Genomic DNA, 15,338 nt, shown 5'->3' on the forward strand with positions numbered 1-15,338 from the left:
GCGCGGGCTAATTTGTGGACAAACACCACCCTGCCGACGCCAACTAACCCAATAGCTTTTCAATATCCTTTTCCAGCGAACCAGGCGCCACTTGCGGGCCATAGCGGCCGACAACTTTACCATCGCGATCGACAAGGAATTTGGTGAAGTTCCATTTGATTGCGCGGCTACCGAGCAGACCCGCCTGCTGATCCTTTAGATGCTTCCACAACGGGTCAGCAGCATCACCGTTTACGTCAATTTTCTTGGCTAGTGGAAAGGTAACATCGTAGGTTAGCGAGCAGAAATTCTTGATTTCTTCCTCATCGCCTGGTTCCTGCGCACCAAACTGGTTGCAGGGAAAGGCCATTACAACGAGGCCTTTTTCGCCATATTTTTCGTACAGCGCCTCCAGCCCCTTATATTGCGGGGTGAAGCCGCATTTCGATGCAGTGTTCACTAGCAACAAAACTTTGCCCTTAAACGCAGACATATCCTGCTTGCCGCCGCCGGGCATGTCGACGGTGAAATCATGTACGTTCATTGCAATCTCCGGCGCTATTTGGCCGGAATGGGCTCTTTGCGCTTCTTATATATAAAATCGAAATTGGTCGACCATGTCAAACCCTGGTCTGTCGATTGTTCGCCATGCTGGCGGACCGAGCCATCGGGTTGCAGCGAATAGATCATCCGGATCAGCGCATCCTGTCCTGGACCGTTTACACCTGCCCACATTCCGGTCAGCACCATCTTTTCGCCGGTAAATCCGCCGTCAAAATTGACATGGCCCGGCGCGGAACCGACCCAAGTCTGGTGCCAGCTCTTCGTTGCCGGGTTGTAGGCGTTCAGACTCCCACCTCCCGGCCCTTTCAGCGGCATCCAGTTCTCGCGGATCGCGCAGCCCGCATAGAGTTTCTCGATCTTGCTAAGCGCAACTTGATTGTCTTTGCCATTGGGATAGACATCCCATTCACCCACCCAGAAATCAAACTGGCTGAATTCTGCTGCGGCACAAGGCGACGGAGGCGGCGCGGATGGTGCTGCGGCGGGCGCCGATTGGACTGCGAGTAAAATTGCTGGTGCAAAAAAGCTCATGATGTTTCTCCCCAGATTTGGAGATCATGAATGTGTGTCAAATTTCAGCAATTGCTTGTCGTCCATTCGACTTGGAGATTCGATAAACGTCAATTCAGCCGAGCACGCCATCGTGCAGGCGCACGACGCGGTCCATCTTGGCCGCAAGGCGTTCATTATGTGTCGCAACCAGCGCTGCCGAGCCTTGCTCGCGCACCAGCGTCATGAACTCACGCAACACTACATCGGCGGTATGTTCGTCCAAATTGCCGGTGGGCTCGTCTGCCAAAACAAGGCGAGGCCTATTTGCGAGCGCACGCGCGACCGCAACGCGTTGTTGCTCACCACCCGAAAGCTTCGACGGGCGATGTTCGAGCCGCTCACCCAATCCCAGCGTCGACAGCAATGAAGTCGCACGCTCCGTTGCTGCATCAGGCTCCACGCCTGCGATCAGTTGCGGCAGCACGACATTTTCAAGCGCATCGAAATCAGGCAACAAATGATGAAACTGATACACAAAGCCCAGCTTCGCGCGGCGGACATCGGTTGCCCGGTCTGGCCCGGCATCGCGCATTTCCTCACCATCGATCAGGATAGAGCCGGTAAAGCCGCCCTCAAGCAGCCCCAGTGCCTGCAACAGCGTCGACTTGCCAGTGCCAGAAGGCCCAAGCAACGCCACTAGTTCGCCCTCGGCTATCGAGAGATTTACTCCACGCAAAACGTCAATAGTCACGTCACCCTGCGTAAAGCTGCGTCGGACATCGCGCATTTCGGCGACTATCTTACTCATAGCGCAGCACCTGTACCGGATCGGTTCCTGCGGCCTTGAAAGCCGGATACAGTGTCGCGAGGAAGCTGAAGAACAGGGCCAGCGTGCAGATGGCCAGCACCTCGAACGGGTCGGTGCGTGACGGCAGCTCGGTCAGAAAACGGATTGATGGATCCCATAGCTCCAACCCCGTAACAAACTGGATGGCAGTGACGATCGACTGGCGGAAAAACAGAAAGATGAAGCCGAGGATCAATCCCGCCACCATCCCTGCCGCGCCGATCAACAGCCCAACAGTCACGAAAATCTTGAGCAATGACTGCCGCGATGCGCCCATTGTGCGCAATATCGCGATGTCGCGCGTCTTGGCTCGGACCAGCATGATCAGTGACGACAGGATGTTGAACACCGCCACCAGCACGATGATCGATAGCACAATGAACATCGCCACCCGCTCGATCGCAAGCGCCTCGAACAGGGTTGCGTTCATGCTTTTCCAGTCAACAATAACCGCCTTGTCGGCAATTTTGGGCTGCAGTGGTGCCAGAATGTCATTAACCTTGTCCGGATCGGTGGTGGTCAGTTCGATCATCCCGATCTGATCGCCCATCAGCATCAGGATTTGCGCATCCTCAATCGGCATGATGACAAAGGCTTTGTCATAGTCATAGACACCGACCTCGAAGATTGCGGCAATTTCATAGGAAATCTCGCGCGGAACGGTGCCAAATGGTGTCGTCCGACCCGCCGGATTGATGATCGTAATACGTTGGCCGACACGAGCACCCAAATTTTGCGCGAGGCGCGAACCGATAGCTACCCGTTCGCTCCCCGGGCGAAGCAGCTTCATGTCACCCGCCAAGGTTTTACCCTTGAGCGTTGGGTTGGTCAGAATATCCCTGACCTCCATCCCGCGTGCAAGGATCGCTTCAACGCGGCCTTCGCTGGTCGCGAGCAGCGGCTGCTCGATCAATGGAGACGCTTCGGTCACGCCGGGCGTGGCGCGCACATCTTTCAAGACCTCGCGCCAGTCAGTCAAACGCCCTCCATAGCCTTGCACGACCGCGTGTCCGTTTAACCCGACGATCTTGTCGAAAAGTTCGGCACGGAATCCATTCATCACACTCATCACGATGATGAGCGCGGCGACTCCAAGCGCGACGGCGATCAGGCTGATCGTCGCGACCAGGAATATAAACCCTTCGCCTTTGCCCGGCAGCACATAGCGCCTGGCGATCATGCGTTCGTATCGATTGAGGATCATGTCGGGCAGTGTTCCGGCATAGCGTTGTTGCTCAAGCCTTTAGGGTGCAGCAATGCTGCGCGCAAGCCAAAGCCTGTGTTACACTATTGTTGCAGCGATGACACACTGTTTGAAAAAGCGTTCGACCGAAACAGAGAATCGTTGCGAACGCGCTGGATTGCGTCATTTTGACCGCGCTGAATAGGTTCATCGCTGAATGGCCGTGGTTCAGGGGGATTTGGTCCCACGCGATTTTGCGAAAAGCGAAACGGTGTGACCCTGACGATTTTTCGTCAATCAGGCCGTCCAATTTTTATTGGGCGGCCTTGATTTTTGCCTTTCGCATTCCATCTAAGCCGTGAGGGAGCCGGAGACGGTCCCTCAACCAAAAAGGAAGCGCCGTGCATGCGGGCTTTCACCAAAACCAAATTGCTCAACAGGAGAATTTGACATGAACCGTTTTGATTTCACCCCCTATCGCCGCAATACCGTAGGTTTCGACCGCCTCTTCGACATGCTCGAAAATGCACGCGGCGTTACACAGGGCGACAATTATCCTCCGTTCAACATCGAACGCACCTCCGAAACAGAATATGTAGTGACGATTGCGGTCGCAGGTTTCAAGCCCGACGAGATCGACATTACCGCGCAGCAGAACCAGTTGGTGGTCGCCGGCCAGAAAAAGGTCGAAGGCAATGACAACCGCGACTTCCTGCATCTTGGCATCGCCAACCGCAATTTCGAACGCCGCTTCCAGCTTGCAGACCATGTGTTTGTGAAAGGTGCCGACCTTGCCGATGGTCTTTTGATCATCCAGCTTGAGCGTCAGGTTCCCGAGGAATTGAAGCCGCGCAAGGTATTGATCGGTGGCGCCACACCAACCGTCATCGAGCATGACGAAGCGAAGAAAAAAGGCGGCAAGGCCGCTTGATGCGGAACGCCGATTAGTATGATTTCGTCATTCCCGCGAAGGCGGGAATCCAACCCCTGCCTTCTAAATTTCGATCACAGGGGTTGGACCCCCGCCTGCGCGGGGGTGACGAGATTTTGTTTTGGACCTTAGTTTATACCAAACGACTCTGTTCCACCGCCGCTGCGATAAAGCTGGCGAACAGCGGGTGCGGATCAAAAGGCTTCGATTTCAGTTCGGGGTGAAACTGGACCCCAATGAACCAGGGATGGTCGGGCCGCTCTACAATCTCCGGCAGCAAACCATCCGGCGACATGCCCGAAAACATCAAACCACCCTTTTCAAGCGGCTCCTTATAGGCTCCATTGACCTCATAACGGTGCCGATGGCGCTCTGAAATCTCTGTCGAACCATAGACTCCAGCGACATGGCTGTTGCCTGCAAGCTGCGCCTCATAGGCCCCCAAGCGCATCGTACCACCCAAATCGCCACCAGCTTCGCGCTTCTGCAAGCCTTCTTCGGTCATCCATTCAGTGATGATGCCCACAACCGGCTCGTCGGTCGGGCCAAATTCGGTGCTTGAGGCCTTCTTGATCCCTGCAGTATTCCGCGCGCCTTCGATGCAGGCCATCTGCATCCCCAAGCAGATACCAAAAAATGGAACCTTACGTTCGCGGGCGAAACGGACTGCGGCGATCTTGCCTTCGGAACCACGTTCGCCAAATCCGCCGGGAACGAGGATTGCATGCATCGGTTCAAGTGCGGCAGCGATATCGCTGTCGTCTTTCTCGAACAGCTCGGCATCTATCCAGTTGATATTGACCTTAACCCTGTTGGCAAAGCCACCATGCGCGAGCGCCTCGTTCAGCGACTTGTAGGCATCGGCCAGGCCGACATATTTGCCGACCACACCAATGGTCACTTCACCTTCAGGGTTCTGTTGGCGATCAAGAATGTCTTCCCAGCGGCGCAAATCCGGAGCGACGCCCGGCGTAATGCCAAAGGCGCGCAGCACTTCATAATCCAGCCCTTCGGCGTGATATTGCAACGGTACAGCATAGATAGACTTGGCATCGAGTGCCGGAATAACGGCTTCCTTGCGCACATTACAGAAAGCCGCAATCTTCGCCTGCTCATTTTCAGGCAGCGGATGTTCGCAACGACAGAGCAATATGTCAGGCTGCACTCCCAGCGCGGTCAGTTCCTTGACGCTGTGCTGGGTCGGCTTGGTCTTCAACTCACCAGCAGCCGCGATATAAGGGACTAGCGTCACATGGACGAATACGGTCTGTTCACGGCCCAATTCGTTGCGCATTTGACGAATGGCTTCGATGAAGGGCAGCGATTCAATATCCCCCACCGTGCCACCGATTTCGCATAGTACAAAGTCGAGGCCTTCCACATCAGCTTGCGCAAATGCCTTAATCTCGTTGGTAACGTGCGGAATTACTTGCACCGTAGCGCCCAAATAGTCGCCGCGCCGTTCCTTCGCGATGATGTCGCGATAAATGCGGCCTGAAGTCACATTGTCCGACTGGCGCGCCGAAACACCGGTAAAGCGCTCATAGTGGCCGAGATCGAGATCCGTCTCCGCGCCATCGTCGGTCACATAGACTTCACCATGCTGATAGGGCGACATCGTGCCCGGATCGACATTGAGATAGGGATCAAATTTACGAATGCGGACCTTGTAGCCACGCGCTTGCAAAAGAGCCGCCAAAGAGGCTGCCATAAGACCTTTGCCAAGCGAGGAGACCACGCCGCCGGTTATGAAAATGTACCGCGCCATGGGAGGAAAGGCCTAAGACGAGTTTATGGGATTCGGCAAGGGGCGAATGCCCGCCGGAGCAAATAAATTGTGGACGCAGACGCGTGCCGCGCACGAAAGCGACCGAACTGCCGATTATTTGTCCAGCGGCACGTCGCTTGCGGGCGATGCAGGTGCAGCCTTGTCAGCAGCGGGTGCATTTGCGGGCGCTGCGGTCGGATCGACAGTCTGCTGCTGCGTGGCGGGAGCCGCACGTTCGAGGGTTTCATCCACGCCCGCGGGTGCGCCACGCTTCGCCGAAACAAATGCCATAGCAATGGCAAGGCCAACGAACAGGGTAGCGAGAATCGCCGTGGTGCGGGTTAGGAAATCCCCTGCGCCGCGTGCCGACATCAGGCCCGAAGGGCTGCCGCCCATCCCGAGACCACCGCCTTCGGAACGCTGCATCAGGATAACGCCAACCAGTGCAGCCGCAACAACGGCAAAAACGACGAGGAGGAAGTGAAATAGACCCATTATTCTGTCCGATAAAATAGCATGGCACTTGGCCGGAATGCCGCCCACATAGGGATGGCAGCCACGTTTTTCAAATCTTATTGCTCAAGCGGCAGCCGCAGCGGCTACAATCGGCAAGAATTTGTCGGCCTTCAAGCTCGCGCCACCAATGAGACCCCCATCGACATCGGGGATCGCCAGCAGGCTTGCAGCATTATCACCATTCATCGATCCGCCGTACAGAATCCGGATATTAGAGCCATCAGTTCCGAAGCGGGCTACCAGTGCACCGCGGATTGCCGCGTGCATTGCTTTAACATCCTCCACCGACGGGATGCGACCGGTTCCGATAGCCCAAACAGGCTCGTAGGCAACCGATATCCATTCACTTGCTGCATCATCAGGCATTGAACCCTCTAATTGCCCCAACACAACGGCTTCAGCCCGCCCTGCGTCGCGTTCCGCTTCGGTTTCTCCAACACATAAAATGGCAGCTAGCCCTGCCCGCTTAGCAGCCAATGCCTTGCCGCGGATATCGGCATCACTTTCACCTTGCGCCGCACGGCGTTCGCTATGCCCTATGATCGTCAGCTTCGCCCCTGCATCGGCCAGCATCTCTGCTGAAATGCATCCGGTATGGGCGCCAGAAGCAGCCATGTGCCAATCCTGACCGCCAATCGCCATATCGGCAAATCGCCCGGCGGCCGAACGGATCAGCGTTGCGGGAATGCATAGTGCCGTATCGACCGACGGATGTGCCGCCACCGCCTCGCAAATCGATGCGACATCCTCCAACTCAGCGAGCAGTCCATTCATTTTCCAATTGCCTGCGATCAGCTTGCGCATCCTGTTTTCCTCTGCCGGTCTGGATAAAGGGTGAATTTCGATTCGGCCCGCTAGCAAATTGGCATCACAAATCCAAATGGCCTTCATGCTTGATTGACCGACCAGTGCCGCCTAAAGCGGGCGCCAATCGCGCTTTGCCATAGTTTTTCAGGACCGACATGATCAGTTTTATACGCAAGCTTCTGGGTTCACGCTGGGGCGCCGTTTTCGCCCTGGCTTTTGTCGTGCTGGTTGGCTTTGCCTTTGCGCTGGGTGATGTCACGGGCTCGGGCAGCTTTGGCGGATTAGGTCAAGGCCACGTCGCCAAGGTTGGCAGCAAAAAGATCGGACTCGGCGAGTTTCAAGACCTTCTCGACAACAGCTTGCGCGCCGAACGCCGCGACAATCCCACGCTTGATATGGCGAAGTTCGTTGAAAGCGGCGGTCTGGACGGCACGCTCGATCGACTGATCAATCGCTACGCACTTTCATCCTTTGGCGAAGAACATGGTATTGCAGTCAGCAAGCGTTTGGTTGATTCCGAAATCCGCAAACTGCCCAATGTAAATGGCCCTGACGGCAAGTTCAGCCAACAGGCCTTCCAGTCTTTCCTGCAAGGACTTGATCTTACCGAGCAGATGATCCGCGACGATTTTACGCAGAACTTGTACGCCCAGCAGATCCTGCCGGTGGCTGGCGTAGGTGCCCCCGCGCCCAACAGTCTTGTCCTGCCCTACGCCTCGCTGTTTCTCGAAAAGCGCGCGGGTAACGTCGCGCTGGTGCCGTCACAGGCATTTCTGCCAACAACTGCACCAACCGATGCCCAGTTGCAGGCCTATTACCGTGCCAACTCAGCACGCTTCACTATCCCCGAGAAGCGCGCGATCAGCTATGCAATTTTCGATGCCTCTATCGTCGATTCAAAGGCAGATGCGACGACGCAGGAAATTGCCGACTATTATAAGGCAAACGCCAAGCAATATGCTGCATCACAAACCCGAGACATCAGCCAGCTGGTTTTCCCGACCGAGGCAGCAGCCAAAGCTGCACTCGCAAAAGTTTCGGCTGGACAATCCATATCAGCGGTTGCGGCTGAACTTGGCCTCAGCCCCACCAACAGCAATGCGGTCACTCGTGAAGCTCTGACGAATTCTGCATCAAAAGCCGTTGCCGATGCTGTGTTTGCAACAGCTTCAGGAAAGACAGCGACACCAACACGCGGCGGCCTTGGTTGGTATGTGGTCAAGGTCAACGCAGTCAATGAAATCGCGGCGCGCCCCCTCGCCGCTGTCAGCGCCGAAATTGCCAGGACAATTGCATCCGAAAAGAAAGCGGAATTACTGTCTGACCTGACTTCGGAAATCGAAGATGAATTTGCCGGTGGTGCCTCCATTGCCGACATGGCCAAGGCCAATGGCCTAAAGGTGGAAACCACACCGAAGCTGTTCGCCAATGGTCAGAACCCGGCTTCGCCTGCGTACAAGCCGATAGCTGAGATGCAGCGCATCCTGCCTGCCGCGTTCGAAATGGAAAGCGACGGCGAAGCCCAACTGATCGAGATCGTTCCCGGTGAGAAATTTGCAATGGTTTCGGTAGCCGATTTTGAAGAAGCCGCTCCTCCGCCGCTTGCCGAGGTTCGTGATGTCGTGCTGCAGCAGTGGGCGCTGGCAGAAGGCTCGAAAAAGGCAAAGGCAGTTGCCGAACAAGTGCAGCGCGCCGTGCTGAGCGGCAAGTCGTTGGCCGAGGCGATGGCAGCGGTTGGCGTCAAATTGCCAGCAGTTGAAAGCGTGTCAGGCAGCCGTATGGATCTCAACCGCGAAGGCCAGCAAATGCCGCCGCCGCTCGCGATGATGTTCGCGATGAAGAAGGGCACAGCCAAAACACTCGATGCCGGACGCAGCCAGGGCTGGTTCGTCGTGCACCTCAACGAAGTCATAAAGGGCGATGCGAGCAAAAATGTCGAACTGGTCGCAGCGCGCCGTCAGGAAATGCTGGGTCTGTTACAGCAGGAATATGCTGCGCAGTTGATCAATGCCGCCCGCACCGAAGTTGGCGTCAGCAAGAATGACAGCGCCATCAAGGATATTCGCCGCCGCCTGACCAATCAGGACGCGGCGCAGTAAGGCTTATTGGACGGGTATGAACGACACCAGCTCTGCCCGCCCTGCCGACGTTGCACGCGCCCAATTGGCCGCTGGCCAGTCGGCCATCGTCTGGCGTGATTTGATAGCGGACACTGAAACACCGGTTTCTGCGGCACTCAAACTGTTTGAGGCTGGGCGCGGCGATTTCATCCTGGAATCAGTCGAAGGCGGTGCGGTGCGGGGCCGTCACAGCCTGATCGGCCTTGCGCCCGATCTCGTTTTTCGCGCCGAGGGCGACGCCGCTCAAATCAACCGCAAATGGCAGACCGACCGGACGGCCTTTGAGCCGACCGGCGAAGGTGCGCTTGCATCCCTGCGCAAGCTGGTAGAGACCTGCCGCATCGACATGCCTGAAGGGCTGCCAGCGGCCTTCGCCTGCCTTGTCGGGCATTTTGGATACGAAACCATCGGCCTCGTTGAAAAACTTCCACGCCCACCTGCAAACCCGATAAATGTGCCGGACATGATGTTTGTGCGGCCAACGGTGGTGCTGGTCTTTGATCGGCTCGCCGATCGTCTCTACATAGCCGCACCGATCTGGCCTGAGGGTGGCGATCCGGACCGGTTGATTGATGCAGCCTATGACAGGATCGATGCCACAGCGGCGAAGCTGGCCCAACCGGTTCCTGCAAGTCTGGCACATGCCGAACTTGCGTCGCTGCCCGAACCAACCCCCGCCCTCGGCCCCGGCCAATATGAAAAGATGGTGTTGAAGGCGAAGGACTATATCGCGGCGGGCGATATCTTTCAGGTCGTGCTGGCACAGCGTTTCTCGCTGCCCTTCGAATTGCCCCCGGTCGATCTCTACCGCGCATTACGGCGGATCAATCCTTCGCCTTTCCTCTACTTTCTCGACATGCCCGGTTTTGCATTAATCGGTTCAAGCCCGGAGATCCTTGTCCGCGTGCGCGACGGCGAAGTCACCATCCGCCCGATTGCCGGCACCCGTCCGCGCGGCAAGACCGCGCTCGAGGATGCCGAAAATCGCGACAGCCTGCTCGCCGATCCTAAGGAAAGGGCCGAACATCTGATGCTCCTCGATCTTGGCCGCAACGATGTCGGCCGTGTGACCGAGGGCGGCAGCGTGACGGTAACCGACAGCTATATGGTCGAATTCTACAGCCATGTGATGCACATCGTCTCGAACGTCGTCGGCCGCCTCGCCAAAGGCAAGGACGCGCTCGATGCGTTGTTCGCGGGCTTCCCGGCTGGAACGGTCAGCGGCGCCCCCAAGGTCCGTGCCTGCGAAATCATCGCCGAACTGGAACCCGAAACACGCGGCGCATATGCAGGCGGCGTCGGCTATTTCAGCCCGGACGGAAATATGGACAGCTGCATCGTGCTGCGCACCGGCATCGTCAAGGATGGCATGCTGCATGTGCAGGCAGGCGCTGGCATCGTCGCTGACAGCAACCCCGATTATGAACAGCGCGAATGCGAGGCCAAGGCAGGCGCCTTGATGGCCGCCGCTCGCGAAGCCGTCCGCGTTGCCGGAGAGGCAGGGTTCGGCCAGTGAGCAACAACCCTATCCTCGTCATCGACAATTATGACAGTTTCACCTTCAACCTGGTGCATTATCTGCAGGAACTGGGTGCCGAGGTGGAGGTTGTTCGCAACGATGCCATCTCCGCAGGACAAGCGCTGTCGAGTGGAGCCCAGGCCTTCTTGCTATCCCCCGGCCCTTGCACACCCAATGAAGCAGGTATCTGTCTCGATATGGTTGCTGCCTGTGCCGAGGCGAAAAAACCTCTGCTCGGCGTCTGTCTGGGCCACCAGACCATCGGCCAGCATTTCGGCGGCAAGGTGGTGCGTGGCGGGTTGATGCATGGCAAGACCAGCCCGGTCAGCCATGACGGCAGCGGGCTGTTCACCGGCCTGCCCTCACCATTCATTGCCACCCGCTATCACTCACTGATTGTCGAAGATATTCCCGATAGCCTTGTCGTCAATGCAACCAGCGACGACGGCCACGTCATGGGCTTCCGCCACCGCGAACTGCCGATCCACGGCGTACAATTCCACCCCGAAAGCATCGCCACCGAACATGGCCACGCCATGCTGGCAAACTTCATGCGGCTTGCGGGCATGACACCAAAGGACCGTCTGTGAGTTTGTCTCTCCAGGAATCCGAAGCCCTGTTCGGCAGGATGCTCGACGGTGAAATGGGCGACGCCGAGATCAAGGCCACCCTGATCGAAATGGCCGAACGCGACGAAACCTCGGAAGAAATCGCCGGAGCCATCCGCGCGATGCGCGCCCGCATGATCCGCGTTTCTGCTCCCGAAGGTGCCATAGACGTCTGCGGCACTGGCGGAGACGGCGCGCACAGCCTGAACGTATCCACCGCGGTCGCCATCGTAGTGGCCGCCTGCGAAGTGCCGGTCGCAAAACACGGCAACCGGGCGGCATCCAGTAAGGCGGGCGGTGCGGATACGCTCGAGGCTTTAGGCCTCAATCTTGATCGTGCGGCAGAAACAGCAGAGCAAACTCTCGCCGACCTCGGCATCGCCTTTCTATTTGCGCAGAAATACCATCCCGCTCTTGGCCGCCTCGCCCCGATCCGTAAGGAAATCGGGCGACGCACCATCTTCAACCTCTGCGGCCCGGCCTGCAATCCTGCTGGGGTCACACGTCAGTTGATCGGCGTTGCACGGCCTGATTTTATGCCCGTTTATGCAGGCGCTCTTGAACTGCTCGGCTATGATGATGCAATGCTCGTGGCTGGCGACGAACCATTAGACGAATTGTCTATTTCGGGCCCTAGTAGCTTCATCCGCCTTGGTCAGCCGCCGGAACGCATTGCACCTGAGGATGCCGGCCTACCGCGCCATCCCCCCGAAGCCCTGAAGGGCGGAGATGCGGACTATAATGCCAACGCCCTCCGCCGACTGCTGGCTGGCACGCAGGAATCCGAACAAGACCGCGCCTATCGCGATGCCGTCCTCTTCAACAGCGCCGCCGCGCTGATGGTTGCAGGTCATGCCAATGATTGGCAGTCAGGGGTCGAAGAAGCCGCCGAGGCCATTGACAAGGGGCTGGCTAAGGCTCTGCTGGATTGTTGGGTGAGATACTGAGATTTAGGTCTTTGCGCGAGGCAGCCTCTTGGTCATTTGCCAAGCTAAAAAGGCAGCCAATGCAAGCGTCATTATCATAGTGAAAATGATAACAATTAACATTGCACCGAGATTATTACTGTCCGAAAGCATAGGAGTTCCGTCAAACACGGCATTCTCAATTCCCCCGATGGTGAATGGTTGGTTAGATACTCCTGTAACTAAAGCAGCCCATGCAAGACTCATGATCAAATCTGCAAAAACCGTTCCAAATGCGAACCGCCAAATTTCATTGACCGTCATCGGACGATTCACTGATTTTGAGTACCAATACAACCCCACGCCAATTGCTAAGATATTGGCTGGTGTCGACACATTTCCTAGATCAGCCTCTGGGTTGTAAAAAGTATAACCTGCCATCGCGGCCATGAGCAGCATTTTTACAGCTATTCCCGCCAAGACAAAGCGGGTTACTGAAATTTTGTCAGTTTCTTCGTAGACCATTATTGTGAATGGTATCGACTTCTATTCGATAGTCAATTCAACATCGTAGCGCGATCCGGTTCCATAGACAAAAGCGTTGTTCATGGCTAACGACGCAACGAAATGAGCAACAAACTCGCAGAAATTTGCGCCACCAAGCGTACCGAAGTAGCCGAGCGCAAACCGCTCGGTCTCTCGCATTGGCCCGCCCCCTCCCCCCTGCGCGGGTTCGAGGCAGCGTTGCGTGCCAAGGCGGAAAGCGGATTTGCTCTGATTGCAGAAATCAAAAAGGCCAGCCCCAGCAAAGGCTTGATACGCGCCGATTTTGATCCGCCAGCACATGCCCGTGCCTATCAGGCTGGTGGGGCTGCTTGCTTGTCGGTGTTGACCGATGCGCCCTATTTTCAGGGCCATGAAGATTATCTGATCGCCGCGCGCGCGGCGTGCGACTTACCAGTCATCCGCAAGGATTTCATGGTCGATCCATGGCAATGCGACGAAGCGCGGGCGATGGGGGCGGACGCCATATTGATCATCGTTGCCGCGCTTGAGGATGCGGTGATGGTGGAGATTGAGGCGGCGGCACGCGAGCACGACCTCGACGTGCTGGTCGAGGTGCATGACGAGGCGGAGATGGAGCGCGCGCTGACACGGCTTCAGTCAAGGCTGATCGGGGTGAACAACCGTAACCTGAAGACCTTCGAAGTCGATCTGGGCATCACCGAGCGCTTGGCAGCTATGGTGCCCGACGATGTGCTGTTGGTCTGCGAAAGCGGCATTTCAAACCACGCAGATTGCCTGCGCATGGCGCAAAGCGGGGTGCGGACTTTCCTGGTAGGGGAGAGCCTGATGCGGCAAGATGATGTCGAGGCGGCGACAAAAATGTTATTGACCGGCGCATGACCAAACTCACCCACCTCGATGCAGCCGGCAATGCCGCGATGGTCGATATCTCGGCCAAGGACGCGACCGTGCGCGAAGCTGTGGCCGAGGGACGCATCACAATGTCGGCCGAGGCACTGGCGGCGATCCGTGAGGGTGCAGTCAAGAAAGGCGATGTCCTCGCCACCGCCCGCATCGCAGGGATCATGGCGGCGAAGAAGACCAGCGAGCTGATCCCGCTCTGCCACCCGCTGGCACTTTCCAAGGTAGCGGTCGATTTCGAATTTGAAGCCGATGGCATCCGCGTTATCGCCCTCGCCCGCTTAACCGGGCAGACCGGGGTGGAGATGGAGGCGCTGACCGCGGCGTCTGTCGCGCTGCTCACAATCTATGACATGGCCAAGGCGCTCGATAAGGGCATGGTGATTTCGGGCGTACGCCTGCTTTCGAAATACGGGGGCAAGTCGGGTGACTGGCGCGCCGAATGATTTCGGTCGAGGAAGCGCAGGCGCGAATTCTAGCGCTGAAGGAGCCGGTTGAAACCGAGCGAGTGGCACTGAACAAAGCGGCCGGGCGCTGGGCGGCGGAGGATGTCGTGGCGCTGCGCACACAGCCTGCGCGGGATTTGTCGGCCATGGATGGTTATGCGATCCGCTTTGCTGACGGCGCTGGCCCGTGGACGATCATTGGCGAAAGCGCGGCGGGCAAGCAGTTTGTAGGCAGCGTAGGCGCGGGGCAGGCCGTGCGCATCTTCACCGGGGCGGTCGTGCCCGACGGTGCAGACACCGTCATCATTCAGGAAAATATTGCACGTGACGGTGATGTCATCACCGTGTCTGGCGACGCGCCGCAAAAGATGGGGCAGAATGTACGCCGCGCTGGCGGAGACTTTGGCGCAGGAACTATTGTCGTGCCAAAAGGCGCGCAACTCCACGCACGACATATAGCGCTGGCGGCGATGGCGGGGCATGGTGACATAGCGGTGAGACGCAAATTGAGGGTCGCGATCGTTTCGACCGGTGATGAACTTGTACCGCCGGGACAGTCCTGTGCCGAAGACCAGATCCCTTCCTCCAACGGCGTCATGCTCGCCACGATGTTGCGCGGGATGCCGGTGGAACTGAGCGAATTTCCCGCCGTGGCGGATGATCTGGATTCCTTGACGCAGCTTTTCAGAGAACTTTCGGGGCATGATATCATTGTCACAACCGGAGGGGCGTCGGTTGGCGATCACGACCTGATCGTGCCAGCGCTGGAAGCCGCCGGAGGTGAAATCGTCTTCTGGAAAATTGCAATGCGGCCCGGAAAACCGGTTATCGCAGGGAGAATGGGCCAGGCCGTGGCACTCGGCCTTCCCGGCAATCCGGTTTCGGCTTTTGTCACCGCGATGCTCTATCTGCAGCCATTAATTGCGAAACTGAGCGGCGCGGCAGACCCGCTGCCCGGGCGACTCACCGCCAAAACCGGCGTTGACCTGCCCGCCAATGGCCCCCGCACCGACCACCTTCGGGCCAAACTGGCAGATGGCGCTCTAACACCCGTGGGGGTCAACGACAGCGCCATGCTGGCGGCCTTGTCAGAGGCTAACGCATTGATAATACGACCAGCGGATGTTGGATTTACCCCGGCTAACAGCGAAGTGCCTTACTACCCTTTACATAGGTCAGATGTCTCTGGATGACGACCTCTTGACAACACCCCCATTTGTTTCCT

16 protein-coding genes are annotated in these 15,338 nt (G+C 57.4%); 8 read left to right on the forward strand and 8 right to left on the reverse strand.

Annotated features, from left to right (window positions below; all coding sequences use genetic code 11):
- Positions 1 to 43: 43 nt before the first annotated feature.
- The 4 genes from Q0239_RS05510 to Q0239_RS05525 all read right to left on the reverse strand — a co-directional run bounded on the left by Q0239_RS05510 (position 44) and on the right by Q0239_RS05525 (position 3,086).
- Positions 44 to 523, reverse strand: coding sequence for a glutathione peroxidase (locus Q0239_RS05510; RefSeq protein WP_298599599.1), 480 nt, complete (start codon positions 521 to 523; stop codon positions 44 to 46).
- 14 nt (positions 524 to 537) lie between these two features.
- Entirely contained in the window at positions 538 to 1,074 is a 537-nt protein-coding gene (locus Q0239_RS05515; protein WP_298599602.1) for a hypothetical protein, read from the reverse strand.
- Between the two features lie 94 nt (positions 1,075 to 1,168).
- Positions 1,169 to 1,843, reverse strand: a complete 675-nt coding sequence (locus tag Q0239_RS05520; protein WP_298599605.1) for an ABC transporter ATP-binding protein — start codon at positions 1,841 to 1,843, stop codon at positions 1,169 to 1,171.
- Complete coding sequence (locus Q0239_RS05525; protein WP_298599607.1) at positions 1,836 to 3,086, reverse strand: lipoprotein-releasing ABC transporter permease subunit; 1,251 nt, start codon at positions 3,084 to 3,086, stop codon at positions 1,836 to 1,838. Before Q0239_RS05525 ends, Q0239_RS05520 begins: the two co-directional genes overlap by 8 nt.
- A gap of 430 nt (positions 3,087 to 3,516) precedes the next feature.
- Here Q0239_RS05525 and Q0239_RS05530 point away from each other — a divergent pair, with 430 nt between their 5' ends.
- On the forward strand, positions 3,517 to 3,996 hold the full coding sequence (locus tag Q0239_RS05530) for an Hsp20 family protein (protein WP_298599610.1): 480 nt from the start codon (positions 3,517 to 3,519) through the stop codon (positions 3,994 to 3,996).
- 133 nt (positions 3,997 to 4,129) lie between these two features.
- Here the strand turns inward: Q0239_RS05530 and Q0239_RS05535 are convergent, their stop codons facing one another.
- From Q0239_RS05535 to tpiA, 3 genes are all read right to left on the reverse strand, one after another.
- Positions 4,130 to 5,764, reverse strand: a complete 1,635-nt coding sequence (locus tag Q0239_RS05535) for a CTP synthase (RefSeq protein WP_298599612.1) — start codon at positions 5,762 to 5,764, stop codon at positions 4,130 to 4,132.
- A gap of 114 nt (positions 5,765 to 5,878) precedes the next feature.
- The gene (gene secG / locus Q0239_RS05540; RefSeq protein ID WP_298599615.1) at positions 5,879 to 6,259 is read right to left on the reverse strand and encodes a preprotein translocase subunit SecG; all 381 of its coding nucleotides are present in this window, start codon (positions 6,257 to 6,259) and stop codon (positions 5,879 to 5,881) included.
- Positions 6,260 to 6,343: 84 nt separating this feature from the next.
- Positions 6,344 to 7,084 carry a triose-phosphate isomerase gene (gene tpiA / locus Q0239_RS05545; protein ID WP_298599618.1) on the reverse strand — a complete coding sequence of 247 codons (741 nt, stop codon included), beginning with the start codon at positions 7,082 to 7,084 and terminating at the stop codon, positions 6,344 to 6,346.
- 158 nt (positions 7,085 to 7,242) lie between these two features.
- Here tpiA and Q0239_RS05550 point away from each other — a divergent pair, with 158 nt between their 5' ends.
- Genes Q0239_RS05550 through trpD form a run of 4 tightly spaced genes read left to right on the forward strand, consistent with a single transcriptional unit; the run spans position 7,243 to position 12,281 of the window.
- Positions 7,243 to 9,186 (forward strand): peptidyl-prolyl cis-trans isomerase, encoded by a 1,944-nt coding sequence (locus Q0239_RS05550; RefSeq protein ID WP_298599621.1) that lies wholly within the window; start codon positions 7,243 to 7,245, stop codon positions 9,184 to 9,186.
- Positions 9,187 to 9,202: 16 nt separating this feature from the next.
- Entirely contained in the window at positions 9,203 to 10,723 is a 1,521-nt protein-coding gene (locus Q0239_RS05555; protein ID WP_298599624.1) for an anthranilate synthase component I family protein, read from the forward strand.
- Entirely contained in the window at positions 10,720 to 11,316 is a 597-nt protein-coding gene (locus Q0239_RS05560; RefSeq protein ID WP_298599627.1) for an aminodeoxychorismate/anthranilate synthase component II, read from the forward strand. The genes Q0239_RS05555 and Q0239_RS05560 overlap by 4 nt, the downstream gene beginning before the upstream one ends.
- Positions 11,313 to 12,281 (forward strand): anthranilate phosphoribosyltransferase, encoded by a 969-nt coding sequence (gene trpD, locus Q0239_RS05565; protein ID WP_298599630.1) that lies wholly within the window; start codon positions 11,313 to 11,315, stop codon positions 12,279 to 12,281. Before Q0239_RS05560 ends, trpD begins: the two co-directional genes overlap by 4 nt.
- A 3-nt stretch (positions 12,282 to 12,284) precedes the next feature.
- Here trpD and Q0239_RS05570 read toward each other — a convergent pair whose 3' ends face one another.
- Positions 12,285 to 12,764: a hypothetical protein gene (locus Q0239_RS05570; protein ID WP_298599633.1), complete on the reverse strand. Its 480-nt coding sequence runs from the start codon at positions 12,762 to 12,764 to the stop codon at positions 12,285 to 12,287.
- Positions 12,765 to 12,866: 102 nt separating this feature from the next.
- On the opposite strand from Q0239_RS05570, the gene trpC reads away from it, so the two are divergent.
- From trpC to glp, 3 genes are read left to right on the forward strand one after another with little or no spacing between them, the layout of a single operon-like run.
- The gene (gene trpC, locus Q0239_RS05575) at positions 12,867 to 13,646 is read left to right on the forward strand and encodes an indole-3-glycerol phosphate synthase TrpC (RefSeq protein WP_298599635.1); all 780 of its coding nucleotides are present in this window, start codon (positions 12,867 to 12,869) and stop codon (positions 13,644 to 13,646) included.
- A complete protein-coding gene (gene moaC, locus Q0239_RS05580) occupies positions 13,643 to 14,113 on the forward strand; it encodes a cyclic pyranopterin monophosphate synthase MoaC (protein WP_298599638.1) in 471 nt (156 codons plus the stop codon). Before trpC ends, moaC begins: the two co-directional genes overlap by 4 nt.
- On the forward strand, positions 14,110 to 15,306 hold the full coding sequence (gene glp, locus Q0239_RS05585; protein ID WP_298599641.1) for a gephyrin-like molybdotransferase Glp: 1,197 nt from the start codon (positions 14,110 to 14,112) through the stop codon (positions 15,304 to 15,306). Before moaC ends, glp begins: the two co-directional genes overlap by 4 nt.
- The last annotated feature ends 32 nt before the right edge of the window (positions 15,307 to 15,338 follow it).

Source organism: uncultured Sphingorhabdus sp. (assembly GCF_937872355.1).
GTDB lineage: Bacteria > Pseudomonadota > Alphaproteobacteria > Sphingomonadales > Sphingomonadaceae > Sphingorhabdus_B.

Bases quoted from the DNA above. Each gene is read 5' to 3' on its own strand.
- Q0239_RS05510 (WP_298599599.1), bottom strand. From the start codon at position 523: ATGAACGTACATGATTTCACCGTCGACATGCCCGGCGGCGGCAAGCAG.
- Q0239_RS05515 (WP_298599602.1), bottom strand. From the start codon at position 1,074: ATGAGCTTTTTTGCACCAGCAATTTTACTCGCAGTCCAATCGGCGCCC.
- Q0239_RS05520 (WP_298599605.1), bottom strand. From the start codon at position 1,843: ATGAGTAAGATAGTCGCCGAAATGCGCGATGTCCGACGCAGCTTTACG.
- Q0239_RS05525 (WP_298599607.1), bottom strand. From the start codon at position 3,086: ATGATCCTCAATCGATACGAACGCATGATCGCCAGGCGCTATGTGCTG.
- Q0239_RS05530 (WP_298599610.1), top strand. From the start codon at position 3,517: ATGAACCGTTTTGATTTCACCCCCTATCGCCGCAATACCGTAGGTTTC.
- Q0239_RS05535 (WP_298599612.1), bottom strand. From the start codon at position 5,764: ATGGCGCGGTACATTTTCATAACCGGCGGCGTGGTCTCCTCGCTTGGC.
- secG (WP_298599615.1), bottom strand. From the start codon at position 6,259: ATGGGTCTATTTCACTTCCTCCTCGTCGTTTTTGCCGTTGTTGCGGCT.
- tpiA (WP_298599618.1), bottom strand. From the start codon at position 7,084: ATGCGCAAGCTGATCGCAGGCAATTGGAAAATGAATGGACTGCTCGCT.
- Q0239_RS05550 (WP_298599621.1), top strand. From the start codon at position 7,243: ATGATCAGTTTTATACGCAAGCTTCTGGGTTCACGCTGGGGCGCCGTT.
- Q0239_RS05555 (WP_298599624.1), top strand. From the start codon at position 9,203: ATGAACGACACCAGCTCTGCCCGCCCTGCCGACGTTGCACGCGCCCAA.
- Q0239_RS05570 (WP_298599633.1), bottom strand. From the start codon at position 12,764: ATGGTCTACGAAGAAACTGACAAAATTTCAGTAACCCGCTTTGTCTTG.
- trpC (WP_298599635.1), top strand. From the start codon at position 12,867: ATGAGCAACAAACTCGCAGAAATTTGCGCCACCAAGCGTACCGAAGTA.
- moaC (WP_298599638.1), top strand. From the start codon at position 13,643: ATGACCAAACTCACCCACCTCGATGCAGCCGGCAATGCCGCGATGGTC.
- glp (WP_298599641.1), top strand. From the start codon at position 14,110: ATGATTTCGGTCGAGGAAGCGCAGGCGCGAATTCTAGCGCTGAAGGAG.